This window comes from Shewanella sp. 4_MG-2023 (assembly GCF_030548015.1).
In the GTDB taxonomy this organism is placed as follows: Bacteria; Pseudomonadota; Gammaproteobacteria; order Enterobacterales; family Shewanellaceae; genus Shewanella.
Window position 1 is genome coordinate 31,880 of sequence record NZ_JAUORL010000035.1, and the last position, 16,922, is coordinate 48,801.

Genomic DNA, 16,922 nt, shown 5'->3' on the forward strand with positions numbered 1-16,922 from the left:
GTTATCAAGGAAACAACATGGTTGATGTATTAGTCACCAATGGCCCAATGCTTATTGGTATTGCGGCTGTATTTGGATTTTTGATGGCATGGGGTATTGGCGCAAACGATGTCGCTAATGCTATGGGAACCTCTGTGGGTTCTAATGCTATCACTATTAAACAAGCTATTATCATTGCAATGATCTTCGAATTCGCAGGTGCATACCTTGCGGGTGGCGAAGTGACCAGCACAATTCGTAAAGGGATTATTGACGCGAGTTATTTCGTCGATTCACCTGAATTACTGGTTTACGGCATGATAGGTTCTCTACTTGCTGCAGGTATTTGGCTGATCCTAGCCTCAGCGCTAGGTTGGCCTGTATCTACGACTCACTCTATTATTGGCGCTATTGTTGGCTTTGCTGCAGTAGGTGTTAGCGTAGATTCTGTTGAATGGGGCAAGGTTGTTGGCATTGTCGGCTCTTGGGTTGTGACTCCTGCGATATCCGGTTTCATCGCCTTTATGATCTTCCAAAGTGTTCAAAAACTCATTTTTAACACTGATGATCCGTTAGCCAACGCTAAGCGTTATGTACCTTTCTACATGGCTTTTGCAGGCTTTGTGATGTCACTTGTGACTATTACTAAAGGTTTGAAGCATGTTGGATTGCACTTCTCAACTGCTGAAGCCTATGGCTTAGCCGCTATTGTTGCCGTTGTTATTGGTATCTTTGGTAAGATTATGATCGGCCGCTTAAACATGAGCACCGAAGTTAATCGCCAAACTGAATATGCAAATGTAGAAAAAGTATTTGCTATCTTAATGGTAGTTACCGCTTGTTGTATGGCATTTGCTCACGGTTCAAATGACGTTGCTAACGCCATTGGCCCATTAGCAGCTGTAGTTTCAGTTGTTAACAGCGGCGGTGAAATTGGCTCTAAAGCGGCTTTAGCTTGGTGGATTTTACCATTAGGTGCGGTTGGTATTGTGATGGGTCTAGCTATCTTTGGTAAGCGTGTAATGCAAACCATTGGTAAAAACATCACTCACTTAACCCCAAGCCGTGGTTTTGCTGCTGAACTTGCTGCAGCATCAACAGTTGTTATTGCATCAGGTACCGGTTTACCTATCTCGACAACTCAAACACTAGTTGGTGCGGTATTAGGTGTGGGTATGGCTCGTGGTATTGCCGCAATTAATATCGGTGTAGTACGTAACATCGTTGTTTCTTGGGTTGTTACCTTACCTGCGGGTGCGGCATTATCTATCCTGTTCTTCTTCACCATCAAAGGGGTATTTAGCTAATAACTCGTCAGTTATTAAGCTAACCACGCAAAAGCCGGTCATATTAATGTCCGGCTTTTTTGTTTCAAATAGCAAACTTTCGTTAATCAGCGGGCTAATTATTCGCTTCATTTAGCCAAAGCATAACGTTTTACGCATAATCCCATTAGATTAATCAGTAATATCGCTTATTTGAATAAGACTTTTGCGTTCTTCCTTGCAATCAAGTCGCTAAATAAATAGCATGACGGGTAGTTCTAATGGTATGGAAAAATAACGTGTTAAGAATGTTCACAATGGTAGTATTACTACTGCTCTCAAATGGCTTAATGGCGCAACAAGCGACGCATTTCATTACCGATGATGTCGATATTTACATGCATAGTGGTCCAGGGACTCAATACCGTATTTTAGGCACCATCGAAGCAGGCCAATCAGTTACCTTATTAAACGAAAGCCAAAACGATTACAGTAAAATTCGTGATCATAAAAACCGTGAAGGTTGGGTGATTTCTGAGTTAGTTAAAAAAGGCACCGGCCTTAGAAACCGTTTGCCAATTGTTGAAGCAGAACTCGCTAAAGCTAAGCAAACTTTAGCGCAGCTAGATCAAAGCTCTGAGTCTGTAACCCAACAGCTAACAGCAGCTAACCAACAGATTTTATCTCTAGAATCAGAGCTTGCTAGCGCATCTCAACAGCGCGACCATGCGATTAAAGAATTGAATGCGATTCAAGATAATGCTCAATCAAGAATGTGGCAACAAGGCGCATTAATTGCTGGATTAGGCGCCTTAATCGGTATTTTCCTAGTCTATCTACCAAGACCACAACGTAAGAAGAACAGCCGCTGGATGTAGTCCTAGCTCAATTACGCGACTTATCTTACCTGAAAAGCCAATGCCATTGCATTGGCTTTTTTGTTTCTGCTTTTTGAGCTTACGCTGGCAACAAAAGCACAACATTTACCCCCTCAAAAAAGTCGTTATTTTGCCTGCAAGAGGTATAAAAAACACCTAGGCTATATTTCATCATCACAACTGACACTAAATCTTGCTCAACATCACATTTTAATCGTATACTCGCCTCGATTTCGTACATTGTATACAAAATAAAAAACATCATAATAAACATCTTGTTTACAAAGTTAGTAAACAGCTCAAGACGGAATGAAAATTATGTTCAATGCCAGTGAAGTCCTAAACGGTCATTACAATAATGCTAGCTTAGATGAGCTATTCTCAGCCATAACTAATAATTACATCGTTGATGAAGAACTGTATTTATCTGAGCTTATTAAATTAGTGCCATCGTCTGATACTGAAATTAAGCAAATCACTGATAAAGCCCATCAACTGGTCTTGAAAGTGCGCCAATTTGAAAAGAAAGGCCTAATGATTGGCATTGATGCTTTCTTGCAGCAATACAGCTTAGAAACTCAAGAAGGCATTATCTTGATGTGTCTTGCTGAAGCATTATTGCGTATCCCTGATGCCGCTACTGCAGATGCCTTAATCGAAGATAAGCTCTCTGGCGCTAAGTGGGATGCGCACTTAAGTAAAAGTGATTCAGTGTTAGTTAACGCATCCACTTGGGGCTTGATGCTCACAGGTAAAATCGTTAAGTTAGATAAAAACATCGACGGCAAACCTAGTAACTTGCTAAACCGTTTAGTTAATCGTGTTGGTGAGCCTGTTATTCGTCAAGCAATGAATGCCGCGATGAAGATTATGGGTAAACAGTTTGTGTTGGGACAAACGGTTAAAGAGGCCCTTAAAAACAGTGTTGCTAAGCGCCAGCAAGGTTACACCCACAGCTATGATATGCTCGGTGAAGCCGCGTTAACCGCTAAAGATGCACATAAGTATTACACTGAATATAGCCATGCGATTGCTGAATTAGGCGCACAAGAATACGATCTATCAAGCGCTCCTCGCCCCACAATCTCAATCAAATTATCGGCGCTGCATCCACGCTATGAAGTCGCCAATGAATCACGTGTACTCAGTGAATTATATGACACTGTCATTAAACTCATCGTGCAAGCGCGCGAGCTCAACATCGGTATTTCAATCGATGCCGAAGAAATGGATCGCCTTGAATTATCACTCAAGTTATTCCAGAAGCTATATAACGCCAACGAAACTCAAGGTTGGGGCTTACTGGGGATTGTGGTTCAAGCCTACTCAAAACGTGCCCTGCCGGTATTATGTTGGTTAACTAAGTTATCCCGCGAGCAAGGCGATGAAATTCCAGTGAGACTAGTAAAAGGCGCTTATTGGGACAGTGAGTTAAAATGGGCTCAGCAAGCTGGCGACGGTGGCTACCCACTTTACACTCGCAAAGCCGGCACGGACGTATCATATTTAGCCTGTGCTCGTTATTTACTCTCTGACGCCACTACAGGCGCCATATACCCGCAATTTGCCACCCATAATGCCCAAACAGTTGCCAGTATCAGTGCGATGGGCGCGAATCGTCACTATGAGTTCCAGCGCCTACATGGCATGGGTGAAGAGCTCTACGACACTATGCTGGCTGAAAGTGGCGCAAAATCCGTGCGTATCTACGCGCCTATTGGTGCCCATAAAGATCTACTGCCTTATCTGGTAAGGCGCCTATTAGAAAACGGCGCTAACACCTCGTTTGTTCACAAATTAGTGGACCCGAAAACCCCTATAGAAAGCTTAGTGGTGCATCCATTAACCACTTTAAAAGCTTATAAAACTTTAGCTAATAATAAAATTGTTCTGCCGGAAGATATTTTTGGTATAGAACGTAAAAACTCTAAAGGATTAAACATGAACATCATTTCTGAGTCTGCGCCATTTTTTGCCGGCGTTGACCAATTTAACGATACCCAATGGACTGCTGGGCCATTAGTCAATGGCGAGACCTTAAGCGGCGAAACCAAAAATGTACTCAGCCCATTTGACACCACTAAAACGGTGGGACAAGTAGCTTTTGCCAATAATCAGGCAATTGAAGCTGCATTAAGTTCTGCCCATGGCGCTTTTCATCGTTGGAGTCATACCCCCGTTGAACAGCGTGCATCTGCACTGCAAAAACTGGCTGACTTACTTGAAGAGAACCGCGAAGAGCTGATTGCCCTTTGTACTCGTGAAGCAGGTAAAAGCTTACAAGATGGCATTGATGAAGTCCGTGAAGCAGTAGATTTTTGTCGCTACTATGCTATTCAAGCCAAGAAAATGATGGCGGCGCCAACTTTGCTTCCTGGGCCGACGGGTGAATTAAATGAACTATTCATTCAAGGCCGCGGCACCTTTGTTTGTATTAGCCCTTGGAACTTCCCATTAGCGATTTTCTTGGGCCAAGTTACTGCGGCGCTAGCTGCTGGTAATACCGTGATTGCCAAACCCGCTGAGCAAACTTCATTAGTAGGTTACCGCGCAGTGCAATTAGCTCATGAAGCAGGCATTCCTGTCGATGTACTGCAGTTCTTACCAGGCACTGGCGCTACTGTTGGCGCAGCGATCACCGCTGATGAACGTATTGGCGGTGTGTGCTTTACTGGTTCAACCGGCACTGCTAAATTGATTAACCGCACATTAGCTAATCGTGAAGGTGCTATCATTCCGCTCATCGCTGAAACTGGCGGTCAAAATGCGATGATAGTTGACTCGACCTCACAAGCAGAACAAGTGGTTGCAGATGTGGTTTCATCGTCATTTACCAGTGCAGGCCAGCGCTGCTCGGCATTGCGAGTGCTGTTCTTACAAGAAGATATTGCCGATCGCGTGTTAGATGTAATGCAAGGCGCAATGGAAGAACTCAGTATTGGTAACCCAAGCTTTGTTCAAACTGACGTTGGCCCTGTGATTGATGCCACTGCAAAAGCGAACCTAAATGCCCATATTGATCATATCTCGCAAGTTGGTAAGTTAATTAAGAAAATCGACTTACCCGCAGGCACTGATAATGGCCACTTTGTGTCGCCAACAGCGGTAGAAATTGATTCAATTAAAGTGCTTGAGAAAGAACATTTCGGGCCAATTTTGCACGTTATTCGTTATAAAGCCGCTAATTTAGCCGCGGTTATTGACGAGATAAACAGCACCGGCTTTGGTCTTACTTTAGGAATTCATAGCCGCAATGAAGGCCATGCGTTAAATCTTGCAGACAAGGTTGATGTGGGTAACGTCTATATTAATCGTAACCAAATTGGCGCAGTAGTGGGTGTACAGCCTTTTGGCGGTCAAGGTTTATCAGGTACTGGCCCCAAAGCAGGCGGACCACACTACCTTACTCGTTTTATTACTGAAAAAACCCGCACCAACAATATTACTGCCATTGGCGGTAACGCGACGTTATTGTCCCTTGGTGATGCTGAAGACTAATAATTAGCAGGTTTGAAACCATAAAAATGCCCGCAGCTGCGGGCATTTTTTGTTCAAGCTATTTTATTTAGGTTAATAGTGTTCAAGCTAATAGTATTTACCGATAAAACCATCAACGGCTTACCATTAAGTAAGCAGGTATCACTTGAATCGCCATAACAAAGCCCAATCGAGACAAGGATAGGCCTTAGCACTGCTTATAAAGCTAAGCTTTCTTTTTCAGCAGCAGTTTTACGCTCAGGGCTTGTCTTAACATGGGTTAAGTACAAAGGTAAGCCCACGAGTAAAAAGCCGCCGACTAAATTACCTAATGCCGTTGGGATTTCATTCCACAATAGGTAGTCGCTAACAGTAAAGTCACCGCCCATGATCATTGAAAATGGAAATAGGAACATATTAACGATTGAATGCTCAAAACCCATAAAGAAGAACAGCATCACAGGCATCCACATTGCAGCCATTTTGCCGCTCACTGAGGTTGAGATCATAGCGCCTACCACTCCCATAGACACCATCCAGTTACACAACATGCCGCGAATAAAAATAGTAAACCAGCCTGCCACGCCATGCTCTTGATACCCTAACGTACGTGACTCACCAATTGAGCTCACTTTAGCCGCTAATACTCCACCGTCAGTGTTGTAACCATAAGTCAGGATATAGGATGCAAAAAATGCCACGGTTAACGCGCCGGCAAAATTCCCCACAAACACTAACCCCCAATTCCTAAAAAGTTGCTCCCAGGTACATCCCGGTCGCTTGTTAAGGACAGCTAAAGGCACTAAGGTAAATACACCTGTCAGCAAATCAAACTTCATCAGATACAACATAATAAACCCAACCGGGAATAATAATGATCCGACTAACAAGCTACCTGTTTTCACGATAACGGTAATGGCAAAAAAAGCGGCAAGTCCCAGTATCGCGCCAGCCATAAATGCCCTAACTAATGTATCTCGTGTCGACATGAAGATTTTTTGCTCCCCAGCATCTACCATCTTGGTAGCAAACTCCTTTGGCTCGATATATGACATAGTGCATTCCCTATAGTTATGTAGTTGACTGCTAATAAGCCAACTTCATACCAAGGTTGATAAATGCTTATAAATCAACGCCATAATCTAATTAGATTTTTAAAAAATGGTTGTAAGTAGTGCAAGCTGCACCTAGATAGCGCAAAAAAGCCATTATTGAAAGGCCGTATTTAGCATCAAGTTTGTCTCGCTAAATGAAGCGTAATGAGCAAGTTAGTGGTTGTTGCGGCGGATAAGTGAGTCTTCGTTAAGACTCAAATGGTACCAATAATCGAATATGGTTATTGTAGTGACTAGCAATAGCTTGATGACTAAATGGTTAAATGGTTAAATGGCAATATTCATTTTAAGCTCTAACTTGTATGGCAGCGCTGATAACTTTTGCTTGAGATTTTGCTGAAATACTTTGATATCACCGGTCTTTATAATTGACTCTTCACTAGGTACGACATTGATATCAATTCTAAGCTCATTTCCCACTTTGACGACACTGCCTAAATGCAGGGTTTCTTGGCTATCAACTTCTTTCATGCCTTTGGATACTTCTGCAATCAGTTCTTGTTGTGGTGCCATTTGCAATAACTCTTTGACCGCTTGACTCACCATAGAAAAAGGAACTTTCAAAAAGTAAGCTGAAATTAATATCATCATGAGTGGATCGGCATAACCTGCATATTGAGCCAGCGAAGTTTGCGTTAAGCCCCATGCGATAACAAACCCCAGCGTAATAGCCATGCTGAGCAAAGTATCCATCTGCCACTGCTTAGTTTCTGCTTCAATTAACCCTGAGTGCGACTCGCGGCTCATTTGGGTTATTTTCCACCAAGCAAAACCACAACCAAGGGTATTTATCAGCCCGAAAACACTCGCGACACCAATGTCTAACGGCTTGACACCTTGTATTAAACTATCGATTGCCCCAAACAGTGAATAAATCACTAGACTCATAATCACTAAACCTTTGATCGCAATAACAATAGGTTCAAACATCGCCTTACCATTGGGAAAACGCTTATCTTTCGGGGAATGGATAAGCTTAGCGGCGAGCAGTGACAAAATAGTTAACAGCAAACTAATTAACGAGTATAAACCATCAAAGGCTATGACTAAGGAACCCAATATCAGCCCAACCGCCAAGCCGCCTACAGCAAACATCAGCGCAAATACTGAAGACAGTATCAACACTTTTTGCTCTATTGCTTGAGATGGCACACACATATGAATTCCTCATAAAATTAATCATTTACCCGTATAGGTAATTGAGTACAGTTTGGCATTCTGTATTAAATCAGCAATGACAAACTCAACGTCTGTGAGGTTATTTTGATAGTAATATTATTATAGCAAGGCTATTCAATGACTTAGTTTAGTAACCATCTGTCAATTATATTGACAGTGAGTGCTTGGCATGAATCCGAAATAACACGAATAAGCTAATACAAAGGTGATAGCTGGTTATTGAAATGGACCAGTTGAACAGTTTGATTTAATGACCCATCGAGGATGGGCTTATCATGAACACAAGATTAAAAAGCAAATAGATAGTCATTTAACTGATCGGCTAACCAGTTTGTCGCGGGATGCTCATTAAGGCCACTTGCTGCAAACATGCAATAGTCTTCCTGCAATAAACCGTAAGTATGCTTAATCACCGCAATGGATTGCTGCCTCAATAAATGTTTAATCAAGGGCTCAGGCATTACACCCCAAGCATCTTCAGTTTGAATGGAGCTAAGAATGTAATCAAAACTTGAAAAACCAATATAGTTACGGGAAAAAGGCTGTAATTCAGGATTGGACTTTTCATTTAAATATACCATTGATGCTTGCATGGCGCTGCGCAAGTCTTCATCTGACACTCGGCGTTTTGCTGCCAAGGGGTGCTCATGACGGCACACTGACATCATGCGAATTTTACCTAAAGGATGTGATGTCACCATGGCACTATCAGTGCTTTCATAGTCAATTCCAAAAGCAAAATTAACTTGCTCAGTTTCAACTAAATTGGCCAGATCGCCGGTGGAGGCCAGCACAATATTAAATGAGGTTGCTGGAAAGTGATTATTAAGCTGATGAGTCAACTCTAACCAAATATCGTCAGGTAAAGAGTCGTCACGGGCAATCCATACTTCTGCAGCAAACTCACCTTTAACTTGACGACAGGTTTGGCGGATCCGCTGCGCCGCTGTCAGCATACTTTGGCAATCTTTATAAATAGCCTTACCTGCTTCGGACAATGTGACTTGGTTACCGGTGCGATCAAATAATGCGGTATCGAGATCTTTTTCCATCGCTTTAATCGCCATGGTCATTTTGGTGCGATTCTGTTCTGTTTGTCTCGCCGCTTCTGACACAGAGCCCAGCTCTGCGACCAAACAAAAAGCTTCAATTTGCGAAAGTGTCAGTGCCATTATTATTCCTATAGTGAGGCTACCTCGCTAAGATAGCCTATTGCTTTGTGCCACAACAGTACGCTTTATCAATTTCGCTAGTCAGTTATCGGTTATCAACATAGCTTAGGCAATGCTAACCATCTTAAGGGAAAAAATGAAATCTAAAATTACAGCGGATATGGGAGTTTGAGGCAGGAAAGTGAGGTAGTAAAAGGCAGCTTGATAACAATCCTAATAACCATCAAGCCCTCACAGGCAATATTCGCACTATTGACTATCAAACAAACCGTTGCGCTTTAAACCTCGATGAACGTTTTTACATAACTTGGCAAATTTTTCTAAATCGCCAAAGCTCGGGGTGGCATTATTGTCCAGCGATGATTGCCAATAACTCACTTCACTATCAACAATTTCAAGCAGTTTTTTGGGACAGCCAATACAGCTACTATTAAAACCACATACGGCTAAAGCAGGATCATCTAAGGGAAAGGTATCTTTAACTTGGTTTATAAGTTGCTGCATTGCAGTCATTCTATCTGGTTTCATCATCAAGGGGCTCTTGCATCAATGAACGCCGATAATATTGCAGCGGCTGTTAAAGGTCAAAATACAGCCACCAAACCGTCTCAAGGTTAATGAGATGTATACTTTATTGTGCTGCAAATACAGTTAGCATGTGCCATTAAAGTAAAACCAACCCTAGAAGCAAAGAAGTCTAGACGTCTAGATTGACACTAATTTGTAGATCTCCTATGCTGACTATCATTGCACAAGCTATCATCATTGAAACTGAAATAACATGGATTGCTAAAGTAACTCGCAGCCTATTGGTGCAGCACCAATACCATCAATGAATTGAATAAGATAATAAGAGAGACTCACTTGACCACACAAACACAAAAATCGGCCACCAGCCCAGCCTCCTTTGTTGCTTTACTGCCACTATTTGCTTTTTTAGCCTTATTTATTGGCGCTGGGGTTTACTTTCAAAGCCAAGGTGTAGACTTTGCTTTTTATCAGTTACCTAGTGTTATCGCGATTTTACCGGCGATTATCTTGGCGTTATTACTGTCTAAGCAAAAATTAAATCAATCCATTGATACTTTCATTGCCGGTATTGGTCACAGCAATATTATTGCTATGTGTCTGATTTATCTATTGGCAGGCGCCTTTGCCTCTGTCGCTAAAGCGACTGGTGGTGTTGATGCTACGGTTGCGCTGGGCTTATCAATGATCCCATCGAACTTATTATTACCCGGCTTTTTTGTTATTGCTGCCTTCATTGCTACCGCGATGGGCACCTCAATGGGTACCATTGCAGCGGTAGCGCCGATTGCATTAGGCGTTGCTGATCAAGCGCAAATTGATTATGCATTAATGGCTGGCGCAGTATTATCTGGTGCATTATTTGGTGATAACTTATCTATTATTTCTGATACCACCATTGCCTCAACCCGTACTCAGGGCTGTGAAATGAAAGACAAGTTCCGTGAGAACTTAATTTTCTCGCTGCCAGCATCAGCAATTGCCTTAGTGTTATTTGCTATTGCGGGTCAGGGACAAGCTGACATTGCCGCCCAAGAAATTGACTTCATTAACGTTATTCCTTACCTAACGATATTATTTTTAGCAGTATCAGGGGTTAATGTGTTTGTGGTACTAACCGTAGGCATACTGCTAGCTGGCGCTACAGGCCTGTTCACTATGGATTATAGTGCGGTCCAATTTGGTCAAGATATCTATGCTGGTTTCACCAACATGCAAGAAATCTTCATTCTATCTATGCTTGTTGGCGGTTTAGCTGCGCTGATGACACAACAAGGCGGTTTAACCTTTGTAAGCCAGAAGATTGAATCTTTGATTGCCCGCTTCTCTAAAGCCAAAGGTGACGCATCACCCCGCGCTGCTGAACTAGGTATGGCAGGTATGGTTGCAGCAACCAATGTGTGTGTCGCTAACAATACGGTATCGATTGTGGTTGTCGGTGACATTGCCAAAGACTTAGCCAGCAAGCATGGCGTTGCACCTAAGCGCGCGGCGAGTGTTTTAGATATTTTTGCTTGTATCATTCAAGGGTTAATTCCCCATGGCGCTCAAGCACTATTGATAGCATCAACCTTTGCCATTAGCCCATTAGCTGCTATTTCACACGCTTGGTATTGTATGATTTTAGCTGTGGTTGCTATTTCAATTGTGATATTGCGTAAACGCGCTTAATTCACTGTCAAACCAACGGCATAAAACCTGAGAACAACCGACTTAATGATGGTTGAACTCAGGTTTTATTTTATATAAAAGAGCGGTTTAAAAGTGTTAGTCTAAAGTTAACATTTGCATATCAAACAACCCATGAGCCAATCAATTCAGTTTAATAAACATTACGATTTACATTTAATGATTATTTTCATGTCTTTAGCGACTGCTGTAATTAGTGGCCTTGGCATTGGGGCGGCGTTAATTGCTGAAGTGTCTCGTTTGGGTATTAACCCACTGAGCATTAGAGCTGATACCTTAGGTGACTATATGAGTTCACCGTTAGCCATTGTTTACAATATGTCATTAGTCATTGCTGGAATGTGTTTAATACTGGCTATGTCAGCGCGCTACTTTGTCTTTGAAGATGGCTACAGCCGAGGTATTACCGTCACTGGCGCTACCTTAGGCGTATTAATTGTACTCATTGGTATCTTTCCAATTAACTTTTTAGAGCAACACCGTCTGTTTTCAACCGGTTATCTCATTTGCACCTTTTTGCTGCATTGTTTTTGCTTTATGGAATACTTTCGCAAGCGTAGCGCTTTAACCAGTCCATTATTCGCTCTAAATATTATTGGGTTAATATTTTCAATAATATTGATGTCTTTGCTTAACTGGTCGACATTAGATTTTGATCCATGTAGCCATGCTACCAGTGACATTTGTTGGATGTCCTTGGTGATGTGGGTACTAACTCAAACCAATATTTTGTGGTGTATGGTGTTAGCCATTGATATGAAAAACCGTATTAAGCAGCAACATCACCTTGCCAACTTATCGCTTGTAGGAAACTAATTTTGGCCAATAATATGCGCTTAGAGCAGTATTTAGCTCACTGCGGAGTCTGCTCAAGGCGCCAAGCCCAAAGGCTTATTGCCGCAGGTAGAGTGTGCTTTAATGGTCAAATCGCCTCAGCGTTAGATCGCGTCAGCCCCAATGTGGTAAACCCCAATATTTTACTAGACGGTGAAACTATTGCGCCACTAGAGAGCAAACAATATTGGCTATATCACAAACCCGTGGGCATTGATTGCCGCTTATTACCTGAGTTAGCCTCCAGTTTAATCCATCACTTACCCGCTTCACCCCGGCTGTACCCTGCAGGAAGATTAGATAAGGACTCGCGCGGATTATTACTACTGACAAATGATGGCGCGCTAACTCATCGACTGATGCATCCTGATTTTGGCCATGAAAAAGTCTATCAAGTCACGGTAAATAAACCACTTAAAAATGATTTTGCCACGCTAATGAGTGCAGGAGTCTGCTATCGAGATGTGACCACTAAACCTTGTAAGGTCTCTGTCATTGGCGAGTGCCAATTTGAGATCACCTTAACCCAAGGGCTTAATCGACAAATTCGCAGAATGTCCCAAGCGCTGGGCTATCACGTTGTTGATTTGCTAAGAGTGAGCATGATGAATTGTCAGCTTGCTCAGTTGCCAGAAACAAAAATGCGGCCCCTAGAGGCCGCAGAATTAGTCACACTGCAGCAGCTACTTAAGTTGTAGCTGCTTATCAATTATTTTACGATGTCCATTTCTTCAAGTAAGTTGTCAGCATTATCTAAATACTTCATCACCCACAGCATGTAACGGCTATCCACTTGGATTGAGCGGTTAGTTTGAGGATCATAACCCCAGTCACCAATGATGCTTTCGTAAACGCCATCAAACAGTAAACCCACTAATTCAGCGCGGCCATTCAAAGTTGGAGAACCTGAGTTACCACCAGTGGTATCTAAAGTCGATAAGAAGTTAACCGGTACAGAATCGATTGATTTCATGTAGAAATCGCCGTACTGCTTTTGCTTAATAAGCTCAAGTTGCTTAGTCGGTGCATCAAATGGAGCTGCACCAGTATCTTTCGCAACAATACCTTCAAGACGAGTAAACGGCGCCGCCACTAAACCATCTTGGGGCGAGTATCCTTTTACGTTACCAATCGTGACTCGTAAGCTTGAGTTAGCATCAGCGTAAACCGGTTTACCTAGCTCACGATTATAGGCAATGACCGCATCCATATACTGTGGACGCACTTTCATTAAGTCTCCAGCAAGTTGTTTTTGCGCTTGTTCGCGTTGCATTTTTTCATCAAAGGTCATCACCGCATATTGAATAAACGGATCTTTCGACTGATTAAACTCAGCTACCGACTTATTCATCCAAGCTAAGCGGACGTCTTTATCTGACAGTGTGGTATTGGCATACATGCTATCAAGGGTTTTCATTAGCTTGGCTTCATCGAAGTTTTTACCAATCGAGAAAGCCTTATCAAAATCAGCTAAACGCTCAGAGGTTGGCAAAGCGGCATAACGCTTGAGTAAGTCTGCTAACATGGCTTTATCAACGCTGGCAGCATAACGACGGTCAATACGCTCCATACTTGAGGTAAACTGAGTCATGTCGCGTTCTTGATAGCCAGGCTCACGCTGCATATCCGGTAACGCTTTTTCATGAGCTAAACGATATAGGCGCTCAGCGGTGTTCTTCATGGTTGAATAACCCATGTAACTCAGCAGTAAGTCACGTTCTTGGCCTTGTTGGTCTAAGGCAATTAACTTATCTAACTGAGCTAATGTTTCACCATATTTCGCCTGACGCTTGCTATCTTTGCTAATCCACTTAGCTAATTTTTGCTCTAAACTTTTACGCTCATCTAACATGGTAGATTTACCGTAAAACTCAATCATCGAAGTAAAGTTTTTAGCGTAATTGGCTAATCCTGCAATTGAGCTTTCATATTTAATTCGCTCATCACTGCCTTCTGGGGCTGTGTCTTTGATGATTTCAATTAAACGTTCACGCAACACTTTACCTTGCGGATAAGCCCACTCAAATTGGTTTTCGATTTCATTCGCGATGCGATAACGGTTAGTACGGCCAGGGTAACCTGCCACCATAACAAAGTCCCCTTCGCTTACGCCTTTTGCAGACACTTTAAGAAAGCTTTTAGGCTCGTATGGGACATTATCTTTACTGAAATCGGCAGGCTTACCATCTTTACCGACGTAAGCACGGTAGAATGAAAAATCGCCAGTGTGACGTGGCCACATCCAGTTATCGATATCGCCGCCATATTTACCCACACTGGCTGCAGGATTATAAGTTAGGCGAACATCGCGGATTTCCATCTGTTTAACTAAGTAATACTCAAGACCACCATGAAAACTATAAACCTTACAGCGGTAACCATCTTGCGCTTCACACTCTGCGACTAATGATTTCTCTTTTTGCTCAATGCCTTTGTAAAAGTCATTACCAGTTTTGCTCATTTCACCGTCTTTTATTTTAGCGGTGACATCAGTAACAGCTTCAGTAACATAAATACGTGAACCCGGTGTAGCAGGTAATTCTTCTGCATAAGTTTTAGCTAAAAAACCATCTTGTAACAGGTTGTTCTCTGGGGTTGAGTTGTACTGAATAGCGCCATAAGCACAATGATGATTAGTAACAACCAAGCCTTTAGGCGACACAAATGATGCTGTGCAGCCACCTAGGCTAATCACGGCATTCATTGGAAATTCGGTTAATTTTGAAATCGATTTGGCATCAATCTCCAATCCTTTTGCTTTAAGCTCATCAGCCATTGCAGGTAGCTGATAAGGCTGCCACATTCCTTCGTCTGCTTGGCTGGCAAATGTTGCCAAAATTGCAGCGCTTAATAACCATGTTTTCATTATTATTCCATTTTTAATAAAAGAGCCCCAAATTGCCTGTATTTTAATGCGGTCACAATGTCATATTGAAGCAACAATGTTCAGATTTAAGGCATAAAAAAGTCAGGCGGATAGCCTGACTTTATCATATTGTTTCTACAAAGAAATAGTCTTTGAAAAATGCCGTTACAAAGCTTATCGACAACACAGCTTCATTTATTGGCTTTTTTAGCTTAAAGCCACCATCAACTGAGCAACAACAATCAACAAACCTAATAGACCTGCGATAGCTAACGCAAGCTTGCCACCACACACTTCATAGCCACCTAATTGTTGCTTACGCAGTTTTAATGCCATGACTATCGGCAAGAAAATAATCATCACTACTAATGGAATTGCAGCAAAACCTAATACTTGGAAAAAACCATCAGGGTAATACAGCGCACACAGTACCGGTGGTACGAAAGTGATTAACCAAGTTTTAGCACGGCCTGCTTTATCATCTTTTGCTCGGGTTAACTCGGCAACATAGTCAAACAAGCTCATGGTAACGCCTAAGAAAGAAGTCACGAGTGCAAGATTGGCAAATAAATCAATAAACTGACTGACAACCGCTGAGTTAGCTACAGCTTGTAATGCATTAACTAGCGCAGGTAATGACCCTGCAAAACCATTTACCGTTTCACCGCCTAAGGTACCTAAAGTGACCAATATCCATAAGATATAGCAAACTAGCGGGATGGTAGAACCAATCAATAACACTTTTCTTAATGAAACCGCATCACCTTCTAGGTAGCGCACAATCGTCGCAATACAAACGTGAAAACCAAATGAGGTAAATACCACAGGAATAGCCGCTAACCACAGTTGGTCTAGTTTATCGCCTTCGGCGACATTGGCTGAAAAATTACTTAATGATGCCACAAGGTTCACTTCTGGTAGCAAAAATGCCACCACTAGAACCAGTAACACGATCATCGCAGTAAACAGCACACGAGAGACTTTATCAATCCACTTCACGCCAACGGCAATTAGGCCACCAAATACTAACGTAAATAGCAGTACTGACACTTGGTTATTTAAATCGACACCTAATAATGGCTCTAAGCGAGATTCAAGTAGCGATGATCCTCCCATTAGATACACCATGGTCAGGGCAAATAACAAACTTAAAAACGATCCGCCTTGAATAAGTTGACCAACCTTGCCTAAGGTTTTGCCAGTAATGGCGTGGACGTTATCACCCACACCAGTACGTAAGTTAATTTCTAACATTAATAAAGAGGTATAAGCTGATAATCCCCAGATAACTACCAGCAATAAAATCGCAGGCATAATACCTAGCGCTGCGGTAGCAAGTGGTAAAGCTAACATCCCCCCACCAATAGCAGTTCCTGCAACAATGGCGATTGAGCCAAGTATTTTTAAGTTCAAAACATGAGTCCCGTATGGTTTTTATTTATTGGTCGTTTTACCAAGTCTTATTGATATGGTCGATTTCGACAGTAGCAGAAGGAGATTATCACTAGCAAGAGACTTAGGCATTTAAAGGCCTGCACGCGCGTTAATAAACAATTACGCAACATATTGATAATTACTTTAACGCAAGGATTTTGCAATGGTGTAGCATTACAGCTATACAAGAGGATTTTGAGGCTAGCAAACAATTTGAAGAGCGATATTAATTGAGTAATCACATATAAAACTACCCATCAACAAATGAAATGATGAGTAAACTGACTATGCAGGTAAACCAGAACAAGATAAATAAAAAAGGAAGACCTAAGTCTTCCTTTTACATAGTTAACAACAGGTATTTACTTATCTAATACCTTAACAATCAAATTACCAGAGACTGTAACTAATTTTGTGTAACTGCTTATTAACACGTACTCTATAGAGAGTCAAGGATAGGCAGATACTCATGAACAAAAAAGATATTGAAGCTTTTGCTAAAGAAG

General features: G+C 42.0%; 12 protein-coding genes. 6 read left to right on the plus strand and 6 right to left on the minus strand.

Features of this window, described 5'->3' with window-relative positions:
- Positions 1 to 17: 17 nt before the first annotated feature.
- The 3 genes from Q4546_RS16470 to putA all read left to right on the plus strand — a co-directional run bounded on the left by Q4546_RS16470 (position 18) and on the right by putA (position 5,620).
- Positions 18 to 1,286 (plus strand): inorganic phosphate transporter, encoded by a 1,269-nt coding sequence (locus Q4546_RS16470; protein ID WP_303446631.1) that lies wholly within the window; start codon positions 18 to 20, stop codon positions 1,284 to 1,286.
- A 266-nt stretch (positions 1,287 to 1,552) separates the two neighbouring features.
- Positions 1,553 to 2,122 (plus strand): TIGR04211 family SH3 domain-containing protein, encoded by a 570-nt coding sequence (locus Q4546_RS16475; RefSeq protein WP_241903522.1) that lies wholly within the window; start codon positions 1,553 to 1,555, stop codon positions 2,120 to 2,122.
- Positions 2,123 to 2,431: 309 nt separating this feature from the next.
- Positions 2,432 to 5,620, plus strand: coding sequence for a bifunctional proline dehydrogenase/L-glutamate gamma-semialdehyde dehydrogenase PutA (gene putA, locus Q4546_RS16480; RefSeq protein WP_303446632.1), 3,189 nt, complete (start codon positions 2,432 to 2,434; stop codon positions 5,618 to 5,620).
- 197 nt (positions 5,621 to 5,817) lie between these two features.
- Here putA and Q4546_RS16485 read toward each other — a convergent pair whose 3' ends face one another.
- The 4 genes from Q4546_RS16485 to Q4546_RS16500 all read right to left on the minus strand — a co-directional run bounded on the left by Q4546_RS16485 (position 5,818) and on the right by Q4546_RS16500 (position 9,596).
- Positions 5,818 to 6,654, minus strand: a complete 837-nt coding sequence (locus tag Q4546_RS16485; protein ID WP_076540465.1) for a formate/nitrite transporter family protein — start codon at positions 6,652 to 6,654, stop codon at positions 5,818 to 5,820.
- A 327-nt stretch (positions 6,655 to 6,981) separates the two neighbouring features.
- Complete coding sequence (locus Q4546_RS16490; RefSeq protein WP_303446633.1) at positions 6,982 to 7,872, minus strand: cation diffusion facilitator family transporter; 891 nt, start codon at positions 7,870 to 7,872, stop codon at positions 6,982 to 6,984.
- Between the two features lie 308 nt (positions 7,873 to 8,180).
- Entirely contained in the window at positions 8,181 to 9,065 is an 885-nt protein-coding gene (locus Q4546_RS16495; protein WP_303446634.1) for a LysR family transcriptional regulator, read from the minus strand.
- 249 nt (positions 9,066 to 9,314) lie between these two features.
- Entirely contained in the window at positions 9,315 to 9,596 is a 282-nt protein-coding gene (locus Q4546_RS16500; RefSeq protein WP_347230778.1) for a hypothetical protein, read from the minus strand.
- A 315-nt stretch (positions 9,597 to 9,911) separates the two neighbouring features.
- On the opposite strand from Q4546_RS16500, the gene Q4546_RS16505 reads away from it, so the two are divergent.
- The 3 genes from Q4546_RS16505 (at position 9,912) to Q4546_RS16515 (ending at position 12,814) form a co-directional block, all read left to right on the plus strand.
- Positions 9,912 to 11,264: a Na+/H+ antiporter NhaC family protein gene (locus tag Q4546_RS16505; protein ID WP_368506623.1), complete on the plus strand. Its 1,353-nt coding sequence runs from the start codon at positions 9,912 to 9,914 to the stop codon at positions 11,262 to 11,264.
- A gap of 189 nt (positions 11,265 to 11,453) precedes the next feature.
- Complete coding sequence (locus Q4546_RS16510; protein WP_133149374.1) at positions 11,454 to 12,098, plus strand: hypothetical protein; 645 nt, start codon at positions 11,454 to 11,456, stop codon at positions 12,096 to 12,098.
- 2 nt (positions 12,099 to 12,100) lie between these two features.
- A complete protein-coding gene (locus Q4546_RS16515) occupies positions 12,101 to 12,814 on the plus strand; it encodes a pseudouridine synthase (RefSeq protein ID WP_368506622.1) in 714 nt (237 codons plus the stop codon).
- Positions 12,815 to 12,825: 11 nt separating this feature from the next.
- Here Q4546_RS16515 and Q4546_RS16520 read toward each other — a convergent pair whose 3' ends face one another.
- Positions 12,826 to 14,982 carry a S46 family peptidase gene (locus Q4546_RS16520; RefSeq protein ID WP_303446636.1) on the minus strand — a complete coding sequence of 719 codons (2,157 nt, stop codon included), beginning with the start codon at positions 14,980 to 14,982 and terminating at the stop codon, positions 12,826 to 12,828.
- Between the two features lie 207 nt (positions 14,983 to 15,189).
- Positions 15,190 to 16,395, minus strand: coding sequence for an amino acid permease (locus Q4546_RS16525; RefSeq protein ID WP_303446637.1), 1,206 nt, complete (start codon positions 16,393 to 16,395; stop codon positions 15,190 to 15,192).
- Between the last annotated feature and the right edge of the window lie 527 nt (positions 16,396 to 16,922).

Coding starts and splice junctions, on each gene's coding strand:
- Q4546_RS16490 (WP_303446633.1), bottom strand. CDS start 7,872: ATGTGTGTGCCATCTCAAGCAATAGAGCAAAAAGTGTTGATACTGTCT.
- Q4546_RS16495 (WP_303446634.1), bottom strand. CDS start 9,065: ATGGCACTGACACTTTCGCAAATTGAAGCTTTTTGTTTGGTCGCAGAG.
- Q4546_RS16475 (WP_241903522.1), top strand. CDS start 1,553: ATGTTCACAATGGTAGTATTACTACTGCTCTCAAATGGCTTAATGGCG.
- Q4546_RS16520 (WP_303446636.1), bottom strand. CDS start 14,982: ATGAAAACATGGTTATTAAGCGCTGCAATTTTGGCAACATTTGCCAGC.
- Q4546_RS16500 (WP_347230778.1), bottom strand. CDS start 9,596: ATGATGAAACCAGATAGAATGACTGCAATGCAGCAACTTATAAACCAA.
- Q4546_RS16485 (WP_076540465.1), bottom strand. CDS start 6,654: ATGTCATATATCGAGCCAAAGGAGTTTGCTACCAAGATGGTAGATGCT.
- Q4546_RS16470 (WP_303446631.1), top strand. CDS start 18: ATGGTTGATGTATTAGTCACCAATGGCCCAATGCTTATTGGTATTGCG.
- putA (WP_303446632.1), top strand. CDS start 2,432: ATGAAAATTATGTTCAATGCCAGTGAAGTCCTAAACGGTCATTACAAT.
- Q4546_RS16510 (WP_133149374.1), top strand. CDS start 11,454: ATGTCTTTAGCGACTGCTGTAATTAGTGGCCTTGGCATTGGGGCGGCG.